Here is an 18,036-nt window from a genome sequence, read left to right as displayed (position 1 = left end):
GAGGGTTTCGATGGCGACTATCGTTCTTCAGGCTGCCGGGACGTTCCTCGGCGGTTATCTCGGTGCGTTCGGCGCTGCGATCGGTTCGGCAGCCGGTGCGATGGGCGGCTATCTCATCGACCGTGCACTGATCAGCGGCACGCAGCGGCTCGAAGGTCCGCGCCTTTCGGCCCTGCGACCCTTCCAGGCCGAGGAGGGCGTGCCGCTGCCGCAGGTCTACGGCGCCGCGCGCATCAGCGGAAACCTGATCTGGGCGACCCGGTTCGAGGAAGAAAGCCGCACCGAGCGGCAGGGAGGAAAAGGCAGCGGGCCGAAAACGACGACCTACAGCTATTTCGCCAACGCCGCATTCGCGCTTTGCGAGGGGGAGATTGCGGGCGTGCGGCGTATCTGGGCGGACGGGCGCGAGATCGATCGCGAACGGTTCGACATACGCATCCACACCGGAGGCGAAGACCAGTTGCCCGATCCGCTGATTGCCGCAAGGCAGGAGCATGCGCCTGCCTATCGCGGGGTCGCCTATGTCGTGTTCGATCGGTTCCCGGTCGCAGATTTCGGCAACCGGCTTCCGCAGTTCCAGTTCGAGGTGATCCGGCCGGTCGGAAGCTACCAGAAGGATGTGCGCGCCATCTGTCTTATTCCGGGATCGACGGAATACGGGTTGTCACCGTCGGAAATCACGCGCAGGGGCCTTCCCGGGCAGACGGACCCGGTCAATCGGCATGTGCTCCATGCCGGCAGCGATATCGCAGCTTCGCTCGACGAGTTGCAGGCCGTGTTTCCAAACCTGAAGCATGTCGCGCTGGTCGTGACATGGTTCGGCGACGATCTGCGCGCGGAAAACTGCCGTGTGCGGCCGGGCGTGACTCAGAACAATCCGGCCGGGTTTTCGCAGGACTGGAACGTGTCGGGCGTGTCCCGCCAATCGGCCTATCGTGTTTCCACGGTCGGAACCGCAGCCGCATACGGCGGCACGCCGAGCGACAAATCCGTCATCGACGCAATTGCGGAAATCAGGCGACGTGGGCTGAACGTCACGCTTTATCCGTTCATTATGATGGACGTTCCGGCAGGCAATACGTTGCCGGACCCATATGGGAGCGCGTCGCAGCCGCCTTATCCCTGGCGTGGACGCATTACCTGCCGTCCGGCACCTGGATTGCCGCAATCGCCCGATAAATCGGACCTAATACGCCCGACGGTCGCAGATTTCGTCGGCGCAGTCGCACCCGGTGACGTCGTAGCCACACCTCAGGGAGCGCGTTGCCTGAGGCCAGATGATTGGGGGTATCGCCGGCTCGTTCTGCATTATGCGCGACTGGCGCAGCGGGCCGGCGGCGTCGATGCATTTCTGCTCGGCTCCGAGCTGAGGGGACTGACGACGCTGCGCGACGACGCGAACCGGTTTCCGTTCGTCGAAACTTTGTGCGAGCTTGCCGGCGAGGTCGCATCGATGCTGCCTGCGGCGCGTATCAGTTATGGCGCGGACTGGAGCGAATATTTCGGTCACCAGCCGGCAGATGGATCGGGCGACGTGTTTTTCCATCTCGATCCGCTTTGGGCGCATCCGGCCATCTCGGCAGTCGGTATCGACAACTACATGCCATTGTCGGACTGGCGCGATGGGGACGAAGTCGGAAGCAATCCTGACGGTTTTACAGCGTCTTGTGACAGAAATGGCTTAGCTGCCGGCGTCATGCGCGGCGAGGGGTACGACTACTATTACGCTTCGATCGAGGATCGCATAGCGCGCAGCCGCACGCCGATCAACGATGGCACTTATGGCAAAGGTTGGGTGTTCCGATACAAAGATATCCGATCCTGGTGGGGAAACCGCCATTTCAATCGGATCGGCGGCGTCGAGATGGAAGAGCCCACCGCATGGGTGCCGCGCTCGAAGCCCATATGGATGACCGAGATCGGTTGTCCGGCGATCGACAAGGGGGCGAACCAGCCGAACGTCTTCCCCGATCCGAAAAGCTCAGAGAACGCCGCACCCTATTTCTCAAACGGCTTTCGCGACGATGTCGCGCCGGCGCGTTATCTGGAGGCGCATCACGCGGTCTGGCAGCCGGGCAACGCCCGTTTCGATGACATGCATAATCCGGCAGCCGAACTTGAAGGGAGCCGTATGGTCGATCCCGACAGGCTCTATGTATGGGCTTGGGATGCACGGCCGTTTCCGGCATTCCCCGGCCTTGGGTCCGTGTGGGCCGATGGTGCGAATTGGCTTTTGGGCCATTGGCTGAACGGGCGCGCAAGCGGTGTCGATGTCGCGACATTGATCGAAACCGTTATGGCTCGGCACGGCCTGCCACTGCCGGATATCTCGGATGTTCATCATACGCTTGCGGGCTATGTAGTCGATGAACCCGGTACGGCGCGCGCTGCCTTACAGCCGCTTGTCGATCTTTTCGGCTTGTCGGTGATCGAGCGAAACGGCGTCGTCACGTTTCAAGATGCGCGGATTGCCCTGCCACAAACCGATCTGCTCGAACTCGTCGACGATGGTGGAGTCGTGGTCGAAACGACGCTGGAAGCTGCAACGCAGGTACCTGGGGAGGTCGAACTCGCCTATCGCGATCCGTTTCTTGATTATCAGGCTGCGCAACAGCGCGCGACCGCCGGTGAGCGGGGTAGCGACCATCGCGCCCGGCTCGGCTTTCCAGGTGCTTTGGAAGAAGGGCAGGCGCAAGGGCTTGCAAGCCAATGGCTTGACCGTCAACGACGCGGCCGCGAAACCGTCAGCTTTTCGGCCGAGCCGGGCAAGGTCGATGCAGGCAGCATCATTCGATTGCCGGACCGTCGCGGCAACCGTCTCTACCGCGTCGAGGCGGTGGAAGAGGGGCTGACGGCGCGCGTCGTTGCGCGGCGGATCGGCGTGAAGGCCAGTGGGGGCTGGCAGCCCGTTGCGCTGCCGCAACGCCAGCCACCGCTCGTTCCGGGACCGCCCGACGCGGTTTTGCTCGATCTGCCGATGGGGCCGGAAAGCGAGGACGCATCGGCGCAGTTGCACGTTGCGGCGACAGCGCGGCCATGGCGCACGCAAATACTGCATCTGGATGCTGGCGGCAGCGGGTTCGCGCCACGGGCGCGGATCGACAGCCCGGCACGCATCGGCCGGCTTGTCGAAGCCGCGCCGCCAGGTAGGAGCGGGTTGATCGATCGTACAGGGACGTTGCGCGTGCAACTGGGTGCCGGCGCGCTCCAGTCCGTGACGACGGTCGACATGCTGGACGGTGCAAACGCCGCGGCGCTGGAAAGCGCCAGCGGCCAGTGGGAGGTCTTCCAGTTTGCTTCGGCAGATGAGATCCAGCCCGGCATCTGGAACCTGTCGCAACTGCTGCGCGGCCAACTCGGCACCGAAGACGCGCTTGCTGCCGGAGTAGATGTGGGCGCGAGATTCGTCCTGCTCGATGGGACGGTCGTGCCTGCCGGATTGCGGCCCGGCGAGATCGGTCGCGAACTTGACTGGAGATGCGGCCCGACCGGTTACGATTTGTCCGATCGCTACGCCACTTCCTTTATGCAGGCTGGCGGCATTCGTGCCCTTCTTCCGCTCTCGCCGGTTCATCTGCGCTGTCGATCGAAAAGCGGCGGTTTCGAGTTCGCCTGGACCCGGCGTGGGCGCATCGATGCGGATAGCTGGCTGGCAGTTGAAATTCCACTGGGCGAAGACGAAGAGCGCTACGCCGCGCAACTGAGCGACGCTGATGGCGTGTTCGCATCGGCTGAACTTGCCGCGCCACGATGGGAAGTTCCGACCGCCGAAATCGCCGGTCGCGGGGAGATCGTCCTACAGGTCAGCCAGATGAGCCGCGCCGTGGGATCTGGCATTCCCGCTTCGCGTACCTTCCAACTCAACAACTAAAGGAGAAACAAATGGATATCATGAAGCCCTGGTATGCGTCGCGAACGATCTGGGCATCCATCGTGACGGTTGCAAGTGCAGGCGCGGCTGCTCTCGGCGTTCCGGTCGATCCCGCCGAAACTACCTTATTGACCGATACCATTCTTCAGACGGTCGCGGCCGTGTCGGGACTGGTCGCGATCTTTGGCAGACTGGCGGCGAAAACCCGGCTAAGCTGATCGTAGCCGCAATTCGCGTAGCATCGTTCATTTCATGTTCAGCCGTGCTGTAATAAAACGTCATCCATGAAACACACGCACATCCTCACTCTGGCACTGGCTGCCCTGATGACCTGGGGCGCTGTCGCTCCGGCGTCTTCCCTGCCGTCGCTTCCTGCGATCCCGGCAACGCCTGAGCGCGCGCAACTCGTGCAGGGCGACTGTTACGCCATCGGTCAGCAGATCGCTGCGCAAAATGGCGGGACGCTTGCCATGGCGACACCGGAGGAACGCGGCGGGCAAAGGGTGTGCGTGATCGTGGTACTTGTGCCCGGTCAGGACGGCCAACGCCCCCGTCGTGCCGAATTCGTCGTGCCCATGTAACTTCACTTCGATTCGCCAGGGACGGGACGTACAAAATGCGCATACTGGTCGTTGAAGACGACAAGGACTTGAACCGGCAGGTCAGCGAGGCGCTGGTCGATGCCGGCTATGTCGTCGATCTTGCATATGATGGCGAGGAAGGGCATTTTCTCGGCGATACCGAGCCTTATGACGCCGTAATCCTCGATATCGGACTGCCGCAGATGGACGGCATCAGCGTCATCGAACGGTGGCGGCGCGACGGGCGCAAGATGCCCGTTCTGATGCTCACCGCACGCGATCGCTGGAGCGACAAGGTCGCCGGGATCGATGCGGGCGCGGACGACTATGTCGCCAAGCCGTTTCACATCGAGGAAGTGCTGGCGCGTCTTCGCGCTCTCATTCGGCGCGCGGCCGGGCACGCATCTTCGGAGATTTCTTGCGGGCCGCTGCGTCTCGACACGAAATCCTCCAAAGCCGATCTCGACGGCGTGCCGCTACGCCTGACCTCGCACGAATTTCGGCTGCTTGCATATTTGATGCACCACATGGACGAGGTGGTCTCGCGCACCGAACTTGTCGAGCATCTTTACGATCAGGATTTCGACCGGGATTCCAATACGATCGAAGTCTTCGTCGGGCGGCTACGAAAGAAGCTCGGCGTCGACATGATCGAGACGGTGCGCGGCATGGGATATCGCATGCGCGAACCCGCATCGTGACAGGGCGATGGCAACGACCGCCTCGATGATCCCGCGCCGTCTGCGCCTTGGCTCGCTCACCGTACGCGTCATCGCGTTCTCGACATTGTGGGCGTTGCTGACGCTCATCATTATCGCGACCGTCATCTCCACTTTGTTTCGTCAGGCGAGCGAACGCGGCTTTGAAAGCCTATTGTCGGCGCATTTGTTCAATCTCATCAGCACCGTGAGCGTAACGGATGATGGCTGGCTTCAGGGTGCGCCAAACCTGGGCGATCTGCGTTTTACGATTCCGCGTTCGGGCTGGTACTGGTCCGTCGAGCCGATTTCGGAAGGACTGCGCGGATCTCTTCAGTCGATTTCCATGGTCCAGGCGATTGAAGCGCCTTCGACGGACGCGGTGCCTTTCGACCGTGACTTTCAGCGCCGCTACACAACGGTCGGGCTGAACGGTGAATTGCTCGACGTTTTTGAAAGCGAGTTCGTGCTCGACGACGCCGACCGCGTCGGCCGGTTTCGTGTCATGGGAAACCGATCGGAACTTGAGGAGGAAATCGCCGATTTCGAGCGCCAGCTTTATTTTTATCTGGCTTTGTTCGGGGTCGGCATGATCGCCATCAATGCCATCGCCATCTGGCTTGGACTGCGGCCTTTGTCACGCGTGCGCCGTGCACTTGCCGATATAAGGTCGGGCAGCGCAACGCGGCTTGATGGGCGTTTTCCCGCAGAGATCGCGCCGCTTGCCGATGAAACGAACGCTCTGATCGAAAGCAACCGGCGCATCGTCGAGCGCTCAAGGACGCAGGTCGGAAATCTTGCGCACTCACTCAAGACGCCACTGGCAGTGCTTCTCAATGAAGGATCGGCGATGGGCGGGCAGAAAGGCGATCTGATAGTCGGTCAGGCAACTGCGATGCAGTCGCAGGTGGAACATTACCTGCAGCGCGCGCGCGTCGCCGCGCAACGTGACAGTATTCTTTTCCGCACACCCGTCGTTGCCACGCTGGAAAGGCTCGTTCGGGTGCTGGCCAAGCTGAATCGGCATCTCGACATTTCGCTCGAGGCTCCCGACGAGGAGATCATATTCAGCGGCGAGAAAGAGGATTTCGAGGAACTCGTCGGCAACCTTCTCGAAAACGCGACGAAATGGGGGCTTTCGGCCGTATCTGTTTCGGTTCGGCGCACGGATGCTGACGAACGGCAGGAATTCATCGTCAAAATCGAGGATGATGGGCCGGGCATTCCCGACGATCAGGCGAAGCTGGCAATGAAGCGCGGGCAACGGCTGGATGAAACGAAACCTGGAACGGGCCTCGGACTGGCGATCGTTTCCGACCTCGTCAGGGAATATGGCGGCGATTTCGAACTGTCGCGTTCGGAGCTTGGAGGTCTCAAGGCCGTGATCCGTTTGCAACGCCAGCACCATGAACGCGGCGATCTATGATGTCGCCCCGATGACAAAGTTCGGCCAAGACCCTAGCTTAAAGGCACGCGCAAGCACTTTTTAAACAGGATCTTGTTTCGTCGATGATCTTTCGATTTGCAGGAGTAGCGGTCGCAACGCTGTTGCTGGCCGGATGCATGTCTTCCGCCTCGGGCGGCGGGTCGGCGCTGGTCGGGGCCTTTACCGGTCCCTTGGGCACACGCGCGGCTCAGCCAATGTCGGCCGATATCGCGGAAGCGATGGCTGGCGGACTGATCGGGCGGTCGCTGGGCAGAGACCTCGATCACTCGGATAGCCAGCGGGCGCTGGAAGCGGAGTATCGCGCGCTCGAATACACGGCATCCGGACAACCGGTGGCGTGGCAGGGCAGCGGGCGTCTGTCGGGGCAGGTTATCGCCGCGGCTCCTTACCGTGTCGGCTCTCAGAACTGCCGCCAATACACGCACACCGTGAATCAAAACGGTGCCGAGCGGGTCGCCAGAGGTACTGCGTGCCGTAATGACGACGGAAGCTGGACCCCGCTTGTGTGACCTTCGGCCGGCGTAAGGCCGATACGAAAGGCCGCATCGCCTCGCGATTGGCATTCGGCATGACAGCCGATAGGAACGGGCATGCTTTTCTGGATCGTCGTCGCGGCCATGACATTTGCCGTCTGCCTGTTGCTGCTCGCGCCTCTGGCGCGGGATCGCGCAGGCGTGCTCAGCAGCCGCGACTATGAACTCGAGGTTTACAAGGATCAGCTTCGCGAGATCGACAGGGATCGTGCGCGCGGTCTGATCGAGGACGGCGAAGCCGACATGGCGCGCGCGGAAATCGGGCGCAAGATTATCCGCGTGTCCGAAACTTCCGACAATGAAGCCGAGGCAAATTCTTCCCGGGCGCTTGGAAGGTGGGTCGGCGCGATTGCCGTGCTCTCCCTGCCGCTGGTCAGTTGGGGGCTTTATGCTGCCACCGGTTCGCCGGACTATCCCGGTCAGCCCTTGCAGGCGCGGCTCGATCGCGATCCTTCCCAGCAATCTCCCGAAGAGCTCATCGCACGTGCAGAAACGCATCTGGCCGCCAATCCCGATGATGCACGTGGCTGGGATGTTCTGGCACCCATTTATCTGCGATTTGGCCGCTTCGACGACGCGGCGGCGGCATTCGCGAACGCTATTCGTCTCGATGCACCGACGGCTGGACGGCTGACGGGGCAGGGCGAGGCGCTGACGGCTGCGGCAAGCGGGCGTGTGACGGAGGAGGCGCAGAGCCTCTTTTCACAGGCGATCGAGATCGAGCCGGCAAATATTCGCAGTCGCTATTTTACCGGGCTCGCTCTGGCACAGGCCGGCGAACGGCAAAGGGCCGAGGAACTCTGGCGTCAGATCGTAGGAGACCTGCCTGAGGAATCACCCTGGCGCAGCGTAATCGCGCAGGCGATGAACGAAGTGGAGGCGGCACCGCAGGTCGAAGCTGATCAGGCGCAAATGATCGAAGGTATGGTAGGCGGGCTGGCGGCGCGCCTTGCTGCCAATCACGATGATGTCGATGGCTGGCAACGGCTGATCCATTCATACATGGTTCTCGAGCGCGAAAACGACGCGCAGGATGCGCTGGATCGTGCGCGGGCGGCGTTCGGAGCAAATTCGCCAGAGGCTGGTCATCTGGCCGCTTACGGGCTTTCGCTCGGACTGAATGTGGAAGACTGATATGGCGATGACACGAAAGAAGAAGCGACTGGCGATGATCGGAGGGGCATTGGCCTTTCTGACGTTGGCGACGACGCTGACGCTTTTCGCACTCGGCCAAAAGGCGTCCTATTTCTACACCCCGGCTGATCTGGTAGAGCGCGGCGGCGTTGCGCCGGGCGAGCGTATCCGGCTCGGTGGTCTCGTCGCAACGGGGTCTATCGATCGGGCCGGCGGCACGGATGTCAGCTTCACGGTGACCGACCAGATCGAAACCGTAACCGTGTCGTATAGTGGCATTCTGCCGGACCTTTTCCGGGAAGAGCAGGGTGTGATCACCGAAGGCGCATTCGATGCATCCGGTCGTTTCGTGGCCGACACGGTTCTTGCTCGCCACGATGAAAACTACATGCCGCGCGAGGTTGCTGACAGCATGAAGGCGCGTGGCATCTGGCAAGACGAGAATTGAGGCGCGCATGATCGTCGAAATCGGACATTTCGCGCTTGTTCTGGCTTTTGCGCTTTCGCTGGTGCTGTCGATCGTACCGATCATCGGCGCGCGCATCGGCGATCAGCGCCTGATGTCGGTTGCCGAACCTGCGTCACTCGCGATCTTCGGCCTGGTCGCACTCTCCTTCGCCGCGCTGACGGTCGCATATGTGCAGTCCGATTTTTCGGTGGCGAATGTCTGGGAGAACTCCCATTCGCTGAAGCCAATGCTGTTCAAGATCACCGGCGTCTGGGGCAATCACGAAGGCTCGATGCTCCTGTGGATCTTGATACTCGCGACGTTCGCGGCCCTCGTGGCGCTTTTCGGATCGAACCTTCCTGCCACGTTGCGCGCGAACGTCCTCGCCGTGCAGGGCATGATTGCAGCAGCCTTCCTGCTCTTCGTCCTGGCGTCGTCGAACCCGTTCGTTCGCATCACGCCGCCGCCGATCGAGGGACGCGACCTCAACCCGATCCTTCAGGACATCGGCCTCGCGATCCATCCGCCGCTGCTTTATCTGGGTTATGTCGGCTTTTCGATCTGCTTTTCATTTGCGGTCGCGGCATTGATCGAGGGGCGGATCGACGCGGCGTGGGCGCGGTGGGTGCGCCCGTGGACGCTCGCCGCCTGGGCCACGCTCACGGGCGGCATCGCGATGGGTTCCTACTGGGCTTATTACGAACTCGGTTGGGGTGGCTGGTGGTTCTGGGACCCGGTCGAAAACGCCTCCTTCCTTCCCTGGCTCTCCGGTACCGCACTTCTGCATTCCGCAATCGTGATGGAAAAGCGTTCCGCCTTGAAGATCTGGACGGTGCTACTCGCCATCCTGACCTTCTCTCTGTCGCTGCTGGGTACGTTCCTTGTGCGTTCGGGCGTGCTGACCTCGGTGCATGCGTTTGCGACCGATCCGACGCGCGGCGTTTTCATCCTGATGATCCTGATCGCCTTCATCGGCGGATCGCTCACCCTGTTCGCCTTCCGGGCGTCGTCGCTGGCATCCGGCGGCATTTTCCACCCCATCTCGCGCGAAGGCGGGCTGGTTCTCAACAATCTGTTCCTGACGACCGCTGCCGCGACGGTGCTACTCGGCACGCTCTGGCCGCTGCTCGTCGAGGCTGTTACCGGCGAGAAGGTTTCGGTCGGACCGCCCTTCTTCAATATGACATTCGGGCCGCTGATCGTTCCGCTGCTTCTGGCTGTTCCGTTCGGGCCGCTTTTGGCATGGAAACGCGGCGATCTTTATGCGGTGAGTCAACGTTTGTTCGTCGCGTTCGCGCTTGCGCTTCTGATCGCTCTCGTCACGCTTTTCATGGTCGATCGGATCAGCATCGTCGCTGCCTTTGGTGTCGCGGTCGCGTTCTGGCTGATCTTCGGTGCGCTGACGGATCTCGCTCTGAAGGCAGGCATCGGCAAGGCGTCGCCATCAGTCATGTTCCGGCGTTTCATCGGCCTTCCACGCTCGGTCTTCGGCACTGCGCTCGCCCATGCGGGACTTGGCCTGACGACGCTCGGCATCGTGACGGTCAGTACGCTGGAAATCGAGCGGATCGCGGTCATGCAGCCCGGCGATACGATGGAAGTCGGTGGTTACGAACTGCGCTTTGACGGGCTCGCGCCGTTTGAGGGGCCGAATTTCACTGAGGAACAGGGCCGGTTCACCTATACCGACCGTTCGGGCCGTGAGCGCGGCGAGGTTGTATCGTCCAAGCGCTTCTATCCCGCGCGGCAGATGCCGACGACAGAGGCGGGCATCGCCTCGCGCGGCTTCAGCCAGCTTTATATCGCGCTTGGCGATCGCGCCCCGGACGGCGGTGTCGTCGTTCGCGCCTGGTGGAAGCCGCAGGTGCTGTTCATCTGGATCGGCTGCGTGTTCATGATGCTTGGCGGCGGTGTCTCGCTGCTCGACCGGCGACTGCGGGTTGGCGCGCCTTCTGCCAAGCGGGCAAAGCCGATCCAACCGGTCGAGGTGGCGACGTGATTGTCCGGCTGATCGGGATGATGTGCCTGCTTCTGTCGGTCACGACCGCACAAGCGGTCATGGCTCCGCACGAAATGCTGGACGATCCTGCGCTCGAGGCGCGTGCCCGCGCGCTGTCTGCAGAACTACGCTGCATGGTTTGCCAGAACCAGTCGATCGACGATTCCGACGCCGAGCTCGCGCGCGACCTGCGCGTTCTCGTGCGCGAGCGCATCGCGGCGGGCGACAGCGACGAAGCCGTCATGGACTACGTCGTTTCGCGTTACGGCGAATTCGTTTTGTTGCGACCGACGCTCACAGCGCGCAATGCGCTCTTGTGGGCAACACCCGTTCTGCTTTTAGGTGTCGGCGGTGGGTTCCTCATTTTGTCCGCAAGGCGCCGCAAGGCGAGCGGGGCCGCGTTGAGCGACGCCGAAGCGCGCAAGCTCGACGATATTCTCAAGCGCTCCGAATAAGCGATCGAGGCGTAGGATCCGGCGGGTTACGAAAGTTTCATGCGCCGGAAAGAGCGCCGTAATGTGGGTAGCCTTATCTCTTGTGAGAACGGTGCAATCACGCACCGAGAAATTTTCACAAGGGTTTGCAAAAATGGAAACCACCCGCAATTCTCCCCTCAAGACGAGCAAGCGCCGACTTGCCGCTGCGGCAGCGTCCTTGGCGATTGCTGGTGCGATCGGCTTCGGCGCAGTTGCAACCGGAACGCTTCCCGTCAACGCCGAAGCTGTCCATCTCAGCCAGGCGCAGCAAAATCCCGGCTTCGCCGATGTCGTCGAGCAGGTCTCGCCCGCCGTCGTTTCGGTGCGCGTCTCGTCCGATCTGGCTCCTGTCGCCAACAACCAGTTCGGCGGCCAGTCCAACATTCCTGGCCTCGATAATCTGCCTCCCGACCATCCGCTGAGCCGCTTCCTGCGTCAGTTCGGTGAACGTCAAATCCCGAACGGTGGCGAACAGCGCGATCATACCGAACGCATGCATCCGGCTGCGCAGGGGTCCGGCTTCTTCATCTCCGAAGATGGCTATGTGGTCACCAACAATCACGTCGTTTCGGCCGGCACTTCCTATACCGTCGTTCTCAATGACGGAACCGAACTGCCCGCCGATCTCGTCGGCACCGACCCGCGCACCGATCTTGCGGTTCTCAAGGTCAACGAACCCGATCACAAGTTCACCTATGTGTCCTTCGCGGACGATAACAACGTACGCGTCGGCGAGTGGGTGGTCGCGGTCGGCAATCCGTTCGGCCTTGGCGGCAGCGTGACTGCCGGCATCGTCTCGGCTCGCGGTCGCGATATCGGCGCCGGCCCCTATGACGACTTCCTCCAAATCGATGCTGCCGTCAACAGCGGCAACTCGGGCGGCCCTGCCTTCAACCTCAACGGTCAGGTCGTCGGCATCAACACCGCGATCTTCTCGCCGTCGGGCGGCAATGTCGGCATCGCCTTCGCGATCCCGTCTACGACTGCCGAAACCGTCGTAAAGAGCCTGATCGACAATGGCTCCGTCACGCGCGGCTGGCTTGGCGTGCAGATTCAGCCCGTGACGCAGGAGATCGCCGAATCTCTCGGTCTCAAGGACGCGCATGGCGCCCTCATCAGCGAAGCGCAGGCCAACGGTCCTGCTTTGGCTGCCGGCATCAAGGCTGGCGACGTTGTCACCTCGGTCAATGGCACGAACGTCACCTCGCCGCGTGAACTTGCCCGCGCGGTCGGCGATCTGACGCCCGGAGACACAGCAACGGTCGATGTCTGGCGTAACGGCGAAACGCAGGAGATGAAGGTCACTCTCGGCACATTGCCGGGCGATGATCAGGTCGCCTCGATCGATCCGTCGCAATCCCAGCAGTCGCCGTCCGGCGAAGTCGGCCTTGCCGATCTCGGCCTGACGGTGGTTCCGGCCGAAGACGGCAACGGACTACTTGTCACCAACGTCGATCCCGATAGTTCGGCAGCCGACCGCGGTATTCAGCCCGGCGATGTCATCTCTGCCGTGAATTCGCAGGAGGTGCATTCCCAGCAGGATGTCGCCAAGGCCGTCGCATCTGCCGAACAGGCCGGCCGCAATGCCGTTCTGATACAGGTCAGCCGTGATAACACGAACCACTTCGTGGCGCTGCCGATCGCGCAGGGCTGACCGGTAAGGCCTCGCGGATTTCGGTACTCCGTTTGACGCGGATGGCTGGACGAGGGACCGGCAGACGTTCAAGTTAGAGCCGGTTCCGGCGACGGCGGGGTCCCAACACCCGCCGTCGCCTTTCCATTAAGGGATGGGCATTCAAATGAAACTGCTGGTCATCGAAGACGATCGGGAAGCCGCCGAATATCTGGAAAAGGCGTTCGACGAGGCGGGGCATCAGGCGCATGTCGCCGCCGATGGCGAGACGGGTTTTGCACTGGCAAGCTCCGGTGACTATGACGTTCTCGTGGTCGACCGGATGTTACCGCGCCGCGACGGTCTGTCTGTCGTTGCCGGCCTGCGTGCCAGAGGCAATGACACCCCGGTCCTGATCCTTTCGGCGCTGGGCGAGGTGGATGATCGCGTGACGGGTCTGCGAGCAGGCGGCGACGACTACCTGACCAAACCTTATGCGTTTTCCGAACTTCTCGCGCGCGTCGAGGTCCTGAAACGTCGGGGTGGGGCGAAAGATGTCGAAACGGTCTACCGCGCCGGCGATCTGGAACTCGACAGGCTCTCGCATTCCGTACGCCGCGCAGGCAAGGAGATCGTACTTCAACCACGTGAGTTCCGGCTGCTCGAATATCTGATGCGCCATGCGGGGCAGGTCGTCACTCGCACCATGCTGCTTGAAAATGTGTGGGACTATCATTTCGACCCGCAGACGAACGTCATCGACGTGCATATCTCCCGGCTGCGCTCGAAGATCGAAAAGGGTTTCGACAGCGCCGTTCTCCACACGATCCGGGGCGCCGGCTACATGTTGAAGGCCTGATGCTGTCATCCATTTCGGCCCTGATGAAGACGACCGCAGCTCGGCTTTCCGCGCTGTACCTGCTGCTGTTCGCGATCTGCGCGATTGGGCTCGTCTTCTATATGGGCTCGCTCACCATGCGCATGCTGGAAGGCCAGATTCAGGATACCGTTTCGGAGGAAGTGCAAAGCCTCGGGCGTGCCTATCAGCGCGGCGGGTTGACGACGCTCGTGCGCGTCGTCGAGGGCCGCTCGCGCCAGCCGGGCGCATATCTTTATCTCATCGCCGATCCGACCGGGCGCATTTTGGGCGGCAATGTCGAAAGCATCGAGGCAAGCACGCTCGCGCAGGAAGGCTGGACGGCACGCCCTTTCACCTACCAACGCTATGGCGAGCTTGAAAGCGCGCGTGGCGGCGACGTTCCCAGCGCACGCGAGGGGCCTCATATGGCGATGGCGCTCGTCGGCCGATTGCCCAACCAGATGATTCTTCTGGTCGGGCGCGATCTGGGCGAGCCGGAGCGCTTTGGAACCGTCATTCGCCGCGCGCTTGCCGTAGCGTTTGGAATGATGGGGTTCGGCGCGCTTGTCATCTGGTTCTTCGTCGGGCGCGCTGCGCTGCGACGTATCGACAATATTTCCGATGCGAGTCGGCGCATCATGGGCGGCGACCTGTCGCGCCGCCTTCCCGTGACGGGAGCGGAAGACGAGTTCGATCGCCTCTCGCAAAATCTCAACGCGATGCTGGCGCGCATCGCGGTTTTGAACGAGGGGCTGAAGCAGGTCTCCGACAATATCGCGCACGATCTGAAAACGCCGCTGACGCGCCTTCGCAATCGCGCCGAAGCCGCGCTCTCGAAGGATAATGACAATCAGCATCGCGAGGCGCTCGAGGCGACCATCGCCGAATCGGATCAGCTTATCCGTACCTTCAACGCGATCCTGATGATCAGCCGGCTCGAAGCCGGGTACTCGGCCGAACACACCGAAACTGTGGACCTTGCCGCGATCGCGCGTGACGTCGTGGAGCTCTACGAGCCGGCGGCCGAAGAAGTCGGCGTTGTGCTTTCCGCCGATGTCGAAGGCGAACTCGGCATTGGCGGAAATCGCGAACTGATCGGGCAGGCGTTGTCGAATGTCGTCGACAACGCGATCAAATATTCTGCCGGCTTTGGTAAAGAGCCGCGCGTAAAGGTGTCTGCAGCGCGTGAGGGCCAAACGATTGCCGTGCGCGTCATCGATAGCGGGCCGGGCATCTCCGTCGAAGATCGCGGCCGCGCGACGGAGCGTTTCGTGCGTCTGGAGCAAAGCCGGACGCAGCCGGGATCGGGCCTCGGCCTCAGTCTCGCCAAGGCTGTGATGACATTTCATGGCGGTCGGCTTGAACTCTCCGACCAAAAACCCGGATTATGCGTGTCGATGATCTTTCCGACAGGCGATTCTCCGGCTCGATGAACAAAAACGAACCAAAGCGCTCCACAACTCTGGCCGAACTTGCAAAGTCGTCTCTGACGCCCTTGCGGCCGGATAATGCCATCGAGCTCGCAGCGGACTTTCTGGAAACGGCAAAGCAGGATGGCTGCGCCCAACTGGCGGAAACTCTTGGTGGCAATGCGCGGTTGCAGGCCTTTCTGGGCGCTGCCTTCGATCTGTCGCCGTTCCTGCGCGATGTCGCCCGACGGCGACCGGAAATCCTGCAAAACCTGATCGATCGATCCATCGAAGAAAGGCTGACGGCCATTCTCGCCGAGATCGGCGACACCCCGCGAACAGCCGAAAGTGAAGGCGAATTGATGCGTGCGCTGCGGCTCCTCAAGGGCGAGGCGCACGCTCTTTTGGCGTTCATGGAGTTTGCGGACCGCGCTTCGGCCGAAACCACCGTGGTCAATTTGAGCGATCTTGCCGATGCCTGCATCGCCGCTGCGGTCGATTTCCTGCTCGTCGAAACGCATGACAAGGGCAAGATCAAGCTGCCCGATCGGGCCGATCCGGGAAAAGGGTCCGGGCTGGTTGTGCTCGGCATGGGCAAGCTTGGCGCGCACGAACTGAACTTTTCATCGGATATCGATCTTATCCTGTTCGTCGATGTCGAAGCGCCTGCCATCCTCGACCCGATGGACGCGACCGACCTTTTCTCGCGCCTTGCGCGCCGCCTGGTTCGCATCCTTCAGGATCGCACGGAGCATGGCTATGTCTTCCGCACCGATCTGCGCCTGCGCCCCGATCCCGGCTCGACACCGCTTGCGATCCCGACCGAGGCTGCGCTGAACTACTATGAAAGCCGTGGCCAGAACTGGGAACGTGCGGCCATGATCAAAGCGCGTCCGGTTGCTGGCGATATCGACGCAGGCAAGGCGTTTCTCGCTGAACTCACCCCCTATATCTGGCGCAAATATATGGACTTTGCGGCGATCGCCGACGTCCACTCCATCAAACGCCAGATTCATGCGCATAAGGGCCATGGCGAGATCGCGGTGAGGGGCCACAATGTGAAGCTCGGACGCGGCGGCATTCGTGAGATCGAATTCTTCGTCCAGACGCAGCAACTGATCGCGGGTGGACGGTTTCGCGAATTGCGTGGTCGCCAGACCGTCGCGATGCTCGGCGCGCTTGCCGAGCGTGGCTGGATTTCGACCGAGGCTCGTGATGCGCTGACGCGGCAATACTGGTTCCTGCGCGATGTCGAGCACGCTATCCAGATGGTAGCGGACGAGCAGACGCACACGCTGCCGGACGACGAAGGTCTGCGGCGGATTGCGCTGATGCTCGGGTTCAAGGATGAGTTGGAGTTTTCGGAAAAATTCCGCGCCTCGCTTCAGCTTGTCGAAAGCCATTACGCGGCCTTGTTTGAGACTGCGCCGGAACTGTCGCGGGGCGTAGGCAATCTCGTCTTCACTGGCGATGTCGACGATCCCGACACCTTGCAGACGCTTTCCAATCTCGGTTTCGAGCGCCCGAGCGATATCGCACGGATTATCCGCACCTGGCATTTCGGGCGTTATCGCGCCACGCAATCGGCCGAAGCGCGCGAGCGCCTGACGGAACTGACGCCGGCGCTGCTGGAAGCGTTCGGCCAGACACGCCGCGCGGACGAGGCGATTTTGCGCTTCGACGAATTTCTGAAGGGATTGCCCTCAGGCATCCAGCTTTTCTCGCTTTTCCAGTCGAACCCCTCGCTGCTCAAGCTGCTCGTCACCATCATGGGTGCAGCGCCGCGTCTGGCGCAGATCATCACCCGTAGGCCCCATGTATTCGACGGGCTCCTCGATCCGGGTCTTCTCTCGGAACTGCCCAACAAGGCCTATCTTGCCGAACGCCTCGAAGGTTTTATTGCCGGCGTGGACCTGCACGAGGAATTGCTCGACCGGCTGCGCATCTTCGCCGCCGAGCAGAAATTCCTCATCGGTATTCGTCTGCTTTCCGGCGCGATCGATCACCGGCGGGCAGGCAAGGCGTTTTCCGATCTTGCGGATTTGGCGATAGACGCGGCCTTGAAGGCGGTGGAAGATGAATTCGCGCTGCGCCATGGCCACGTTCCCGGCGGGCGCGTCAGTATCGTTGGTATGGGCAAACTCGGCAGCCGGGAACTGACGGCGGGGTCCGATGTCGACCTGATCCTCCTTTACGATCATGACGGCGATGCGGAGGAATCCGATGGTGAAAAGCCGCTTGCGCCCGCACACTATTTCGCGCGGCTGACGCAACGCCTGATCGCTGCGGTTTCTGCCCCGACCGCCGAAGGCGTGCTCTACGAACTCGACCTTCGCCTGCGTCCGTCCGGCAACAAGGGGCCGGTCGCAACGCATATCGACGCGTTCCGGAAGTATCAGCGCACGGAAGCCTGGACTTGGGAGCACATGGCACTTACCCGCGCACGCGTCGTTGCCGGTGACGATACGCTCGGCCGTGCGATCGAGGACGACATCGCCATCGTTCTGGGCAGTGCGCACGATGCGAAAAAGGTCCGCACTGACGCGGCGGAGATGCGCACGCTGATCGCGACAGAAAAGCCGCCGCACGATCTTTGGGACGTCAAGCTGGTGCTCGGTGGGTTGATCGATCTGGAGTTCATCGCGCAAGTCGCCACCTTGACCGGCGGCACGGAGCGGGAGGCGCTCACCTCATCGACCGTCGAGACCCTTCAGCGCCTTTCACCCGATTTCTGCGACGGTCAGACGCGCGATGAGCTTGTCGCCGCGCATGACCTGTACACCAGCCTGACGCAGATCATCCGGCTTTGCCTCACCGGGGCATTCGAGCCGGATGACGTGCCGCCGGGTCTGGCTGATCTTCTCTTGCGCACGACCGACCTGCCGGACCTGAAGGTACTCGAAGCGCATTTGAAGGAGACGGCAAATTCAGTTTCCGCGCATTTCGGGGAAATCGTGCGGCCGTAGGCT

The 18,036-nt window shown here is 61.8% G+C and carries 14 protein-coding genes; all 14 read left to right on the top strand.

Annotated features, from left to right (window positions below; genetic code table 11):
• Window positions 1-10: 10 nt before the first annotated feature.
• The 14 genes from ACX82Z_RS11725 to ACX82Z_RS11660 all read left to right on the top strand — a co-directional run bounded on the left by ACX82Z_RS11725 (window position 11) and on the right by ACX82Z_RS11660 (window position 18,033).
• Window positions 11-3,871, top strand: a complete 3,861-nt coding sequence (locus ACX82Z_RS11725; protein ID WP_459588948.1) for a baseplate multidomain protein megatron — start codon at window positions 11-13, stop codon at window positions 3,869-3,871.
• A gap of 11 nt (window positions 3,872-3,882) precedes the next feature.
• Window positions 3,883-4,089 carry a hypothetical protein gene (locus tag ACX82Z_RS11720; RefSeq protein WP_459588946.1) on the top strand — a complete coding sequence of 69 codons (207 nt, stop codon included), beginning with the start codon at window positions 3,883-3,885 and terminating at the stop codon, window positions 4,087-4,089.
• Window positions 4,090-4,155: 66 nt separating this feature from the next.
• Window positions 4,156-4,452: a hypothetical protein gene (locus tag ACX82Z_RS11715; RefSeq protein ID WP_459588945.1), complete on the top strand. Its 297-nt coding sequence runs from the start codon at window positions 4,156-4,158 to the stop codon at window positions 4,450-4,452.
• Between the two features lie 35 nt (window positions 4,453-4,487).
• Complete coding sequence (locus ACX82Z_RS11710) at window positions 4,488-5,153, top strand: response regulator transcription factor (protein ID WP_459588943.1); 666 nt, start codon at window positions 4,488-4,490, stop codon at window positions 5,151-5,153.
• A 7-nt stretch (window positions 5,154-5,160) separates the two neighbouring features.
• Complete coding sequence (locus tag ACX82Z_RS11705) at window positions 5,161-6,576, top strand: ATP-binding protein (RefSeq protein ID WP_459588941.1); 1,416 nt, start codon at window positions 5,161-5,163, stop codon at window positions 6,574-6,576.
• An 83-nt stretch (window positions 6,577-6,659) separates the two neighbouring features.
• A complete protein-coding gene (locus ACX82Z_RS11700) occupies window positions 6,660-7,106 on the top strand; it encodes a hypothetical protein (protein ID WP_459588940.1) in 447 nt (148 codons plus the stop codon).
• An 81-nt stretch (window positions 7,107-7,187) separates the two neighbouring features.
• Entirely contained in the window at window positions 7,188-8,264 is a 1,077-nt protein-coding gene (gene ccmI, locus ACX82Z_RS11695) for a c-type cytochrome biogenesis protein CcmI (protein WP_459588938.1), read from the top strand.
• 7 nt (window positions 8,265-8,271) lie between these two features.
• Window positions 8,272-8,712 (top strand): cytochrome c maturation protein CcmE, encoded by a 441-nt coding sequence (gene ccmE, locus ACX82Z_RS11690; protein ID WP_459911713.1) that lies wholly within the window; start codon window positions 8,272-8,274, stop codon window positions 8,710-8,712.
• A 7-nt stretch (window positions 8,713-8,719) separates the two neighbouring features.
• Window positions 8,720-10,711 (top strand): heme lyase CcmF/NrfE family subunit, encoded by a 1,992-nt coding sequence (locus tag ACX82Z_RS11685; RefSeq protein WP_459588936.1) that lies wholly within the window; start codon window positions 8,720-8,722, stop codon window positions 10,709-10,711.
• Window positions 10,712-10,728: 17 nt separating this feature from the next.
• Window positions 10,729-11,166 (top strand): cytochrome c-type biogenesis protein, encoded by a 438-nt coding sequence (locus ACX82Z_RS11680; RefSeq protein ID WP_459911711.1) that lies wholly within the window; start codon window positions 10,729-10,731, stop codon window positions 11,164-11,166.
• 133 nt (window positions 11,167-11,299) lie between these two features.
• The gene (locus ACX82Z_RS11675) at window positions 11,300-12,841 is read left to right on the top strand and encodes a Do family serine endopeptidase (RefSeq protein WP_459588934.1); all 1,542 of its coding nucleotides are present in this window, start codon (window positions 11,300-11,302) and stop codon (window positions 12,839-12,841) included.
• A gap of 145 nt (window positions 12,842-12,986) precedes the next feature.
• A complete protein-coding gene (locus ACX82Z_RS11670) occupies window positions 12,987-13,658 on the top strand; it encodes a response regulator transcription factor (protein ID WP_459588933.1) in 672 nt (223 codons plus the stop codon).
• Entirely contained in the window at window positions 13,658-15,091 is a 1,434-nt protein-coding gene (locus tag ACX82Z_RS11665; RefSeq protein WP_459588931.1) for a sensor histidine kinase, read from the top strand. The genes ACX82Z_RS11670 and ACX82Z_RS11665 overlap by 1 nt, the downstream gene beginning before the upstream one ends.
• The gene (locus ACX82Z_RS11660; protein ID WP_459588929.1) at window positions 15,088-18,033 is read left to right on the top strand and encodes a bifunctional [glutamine synthetase] adenylyltransferase/[glutamine synthetase]-adenylyl-L-tyrosine phosphorylase; all 2,946 of its coding nucleotides are present in this window, start codon (window positions 15,088-15,090) and stop codon (window positions 18,031-18,033) included. Before ACX82Z_RS11665 ends, ACX82Z_RS11660 begins: the two co-directional genes overlap by 4 nt.
• Window positions 18,034-18,036: the final 3 nt, after the last annotated feature.

The organism is Aliihoeflea sp. PC F10.4 (assembly GCF_054612275.1).
The sequence above is the reverse complement of the archived record's forward strand: the minus strand, read 5'-3'. Positions and strand labels throughout refer to the sequence as shown.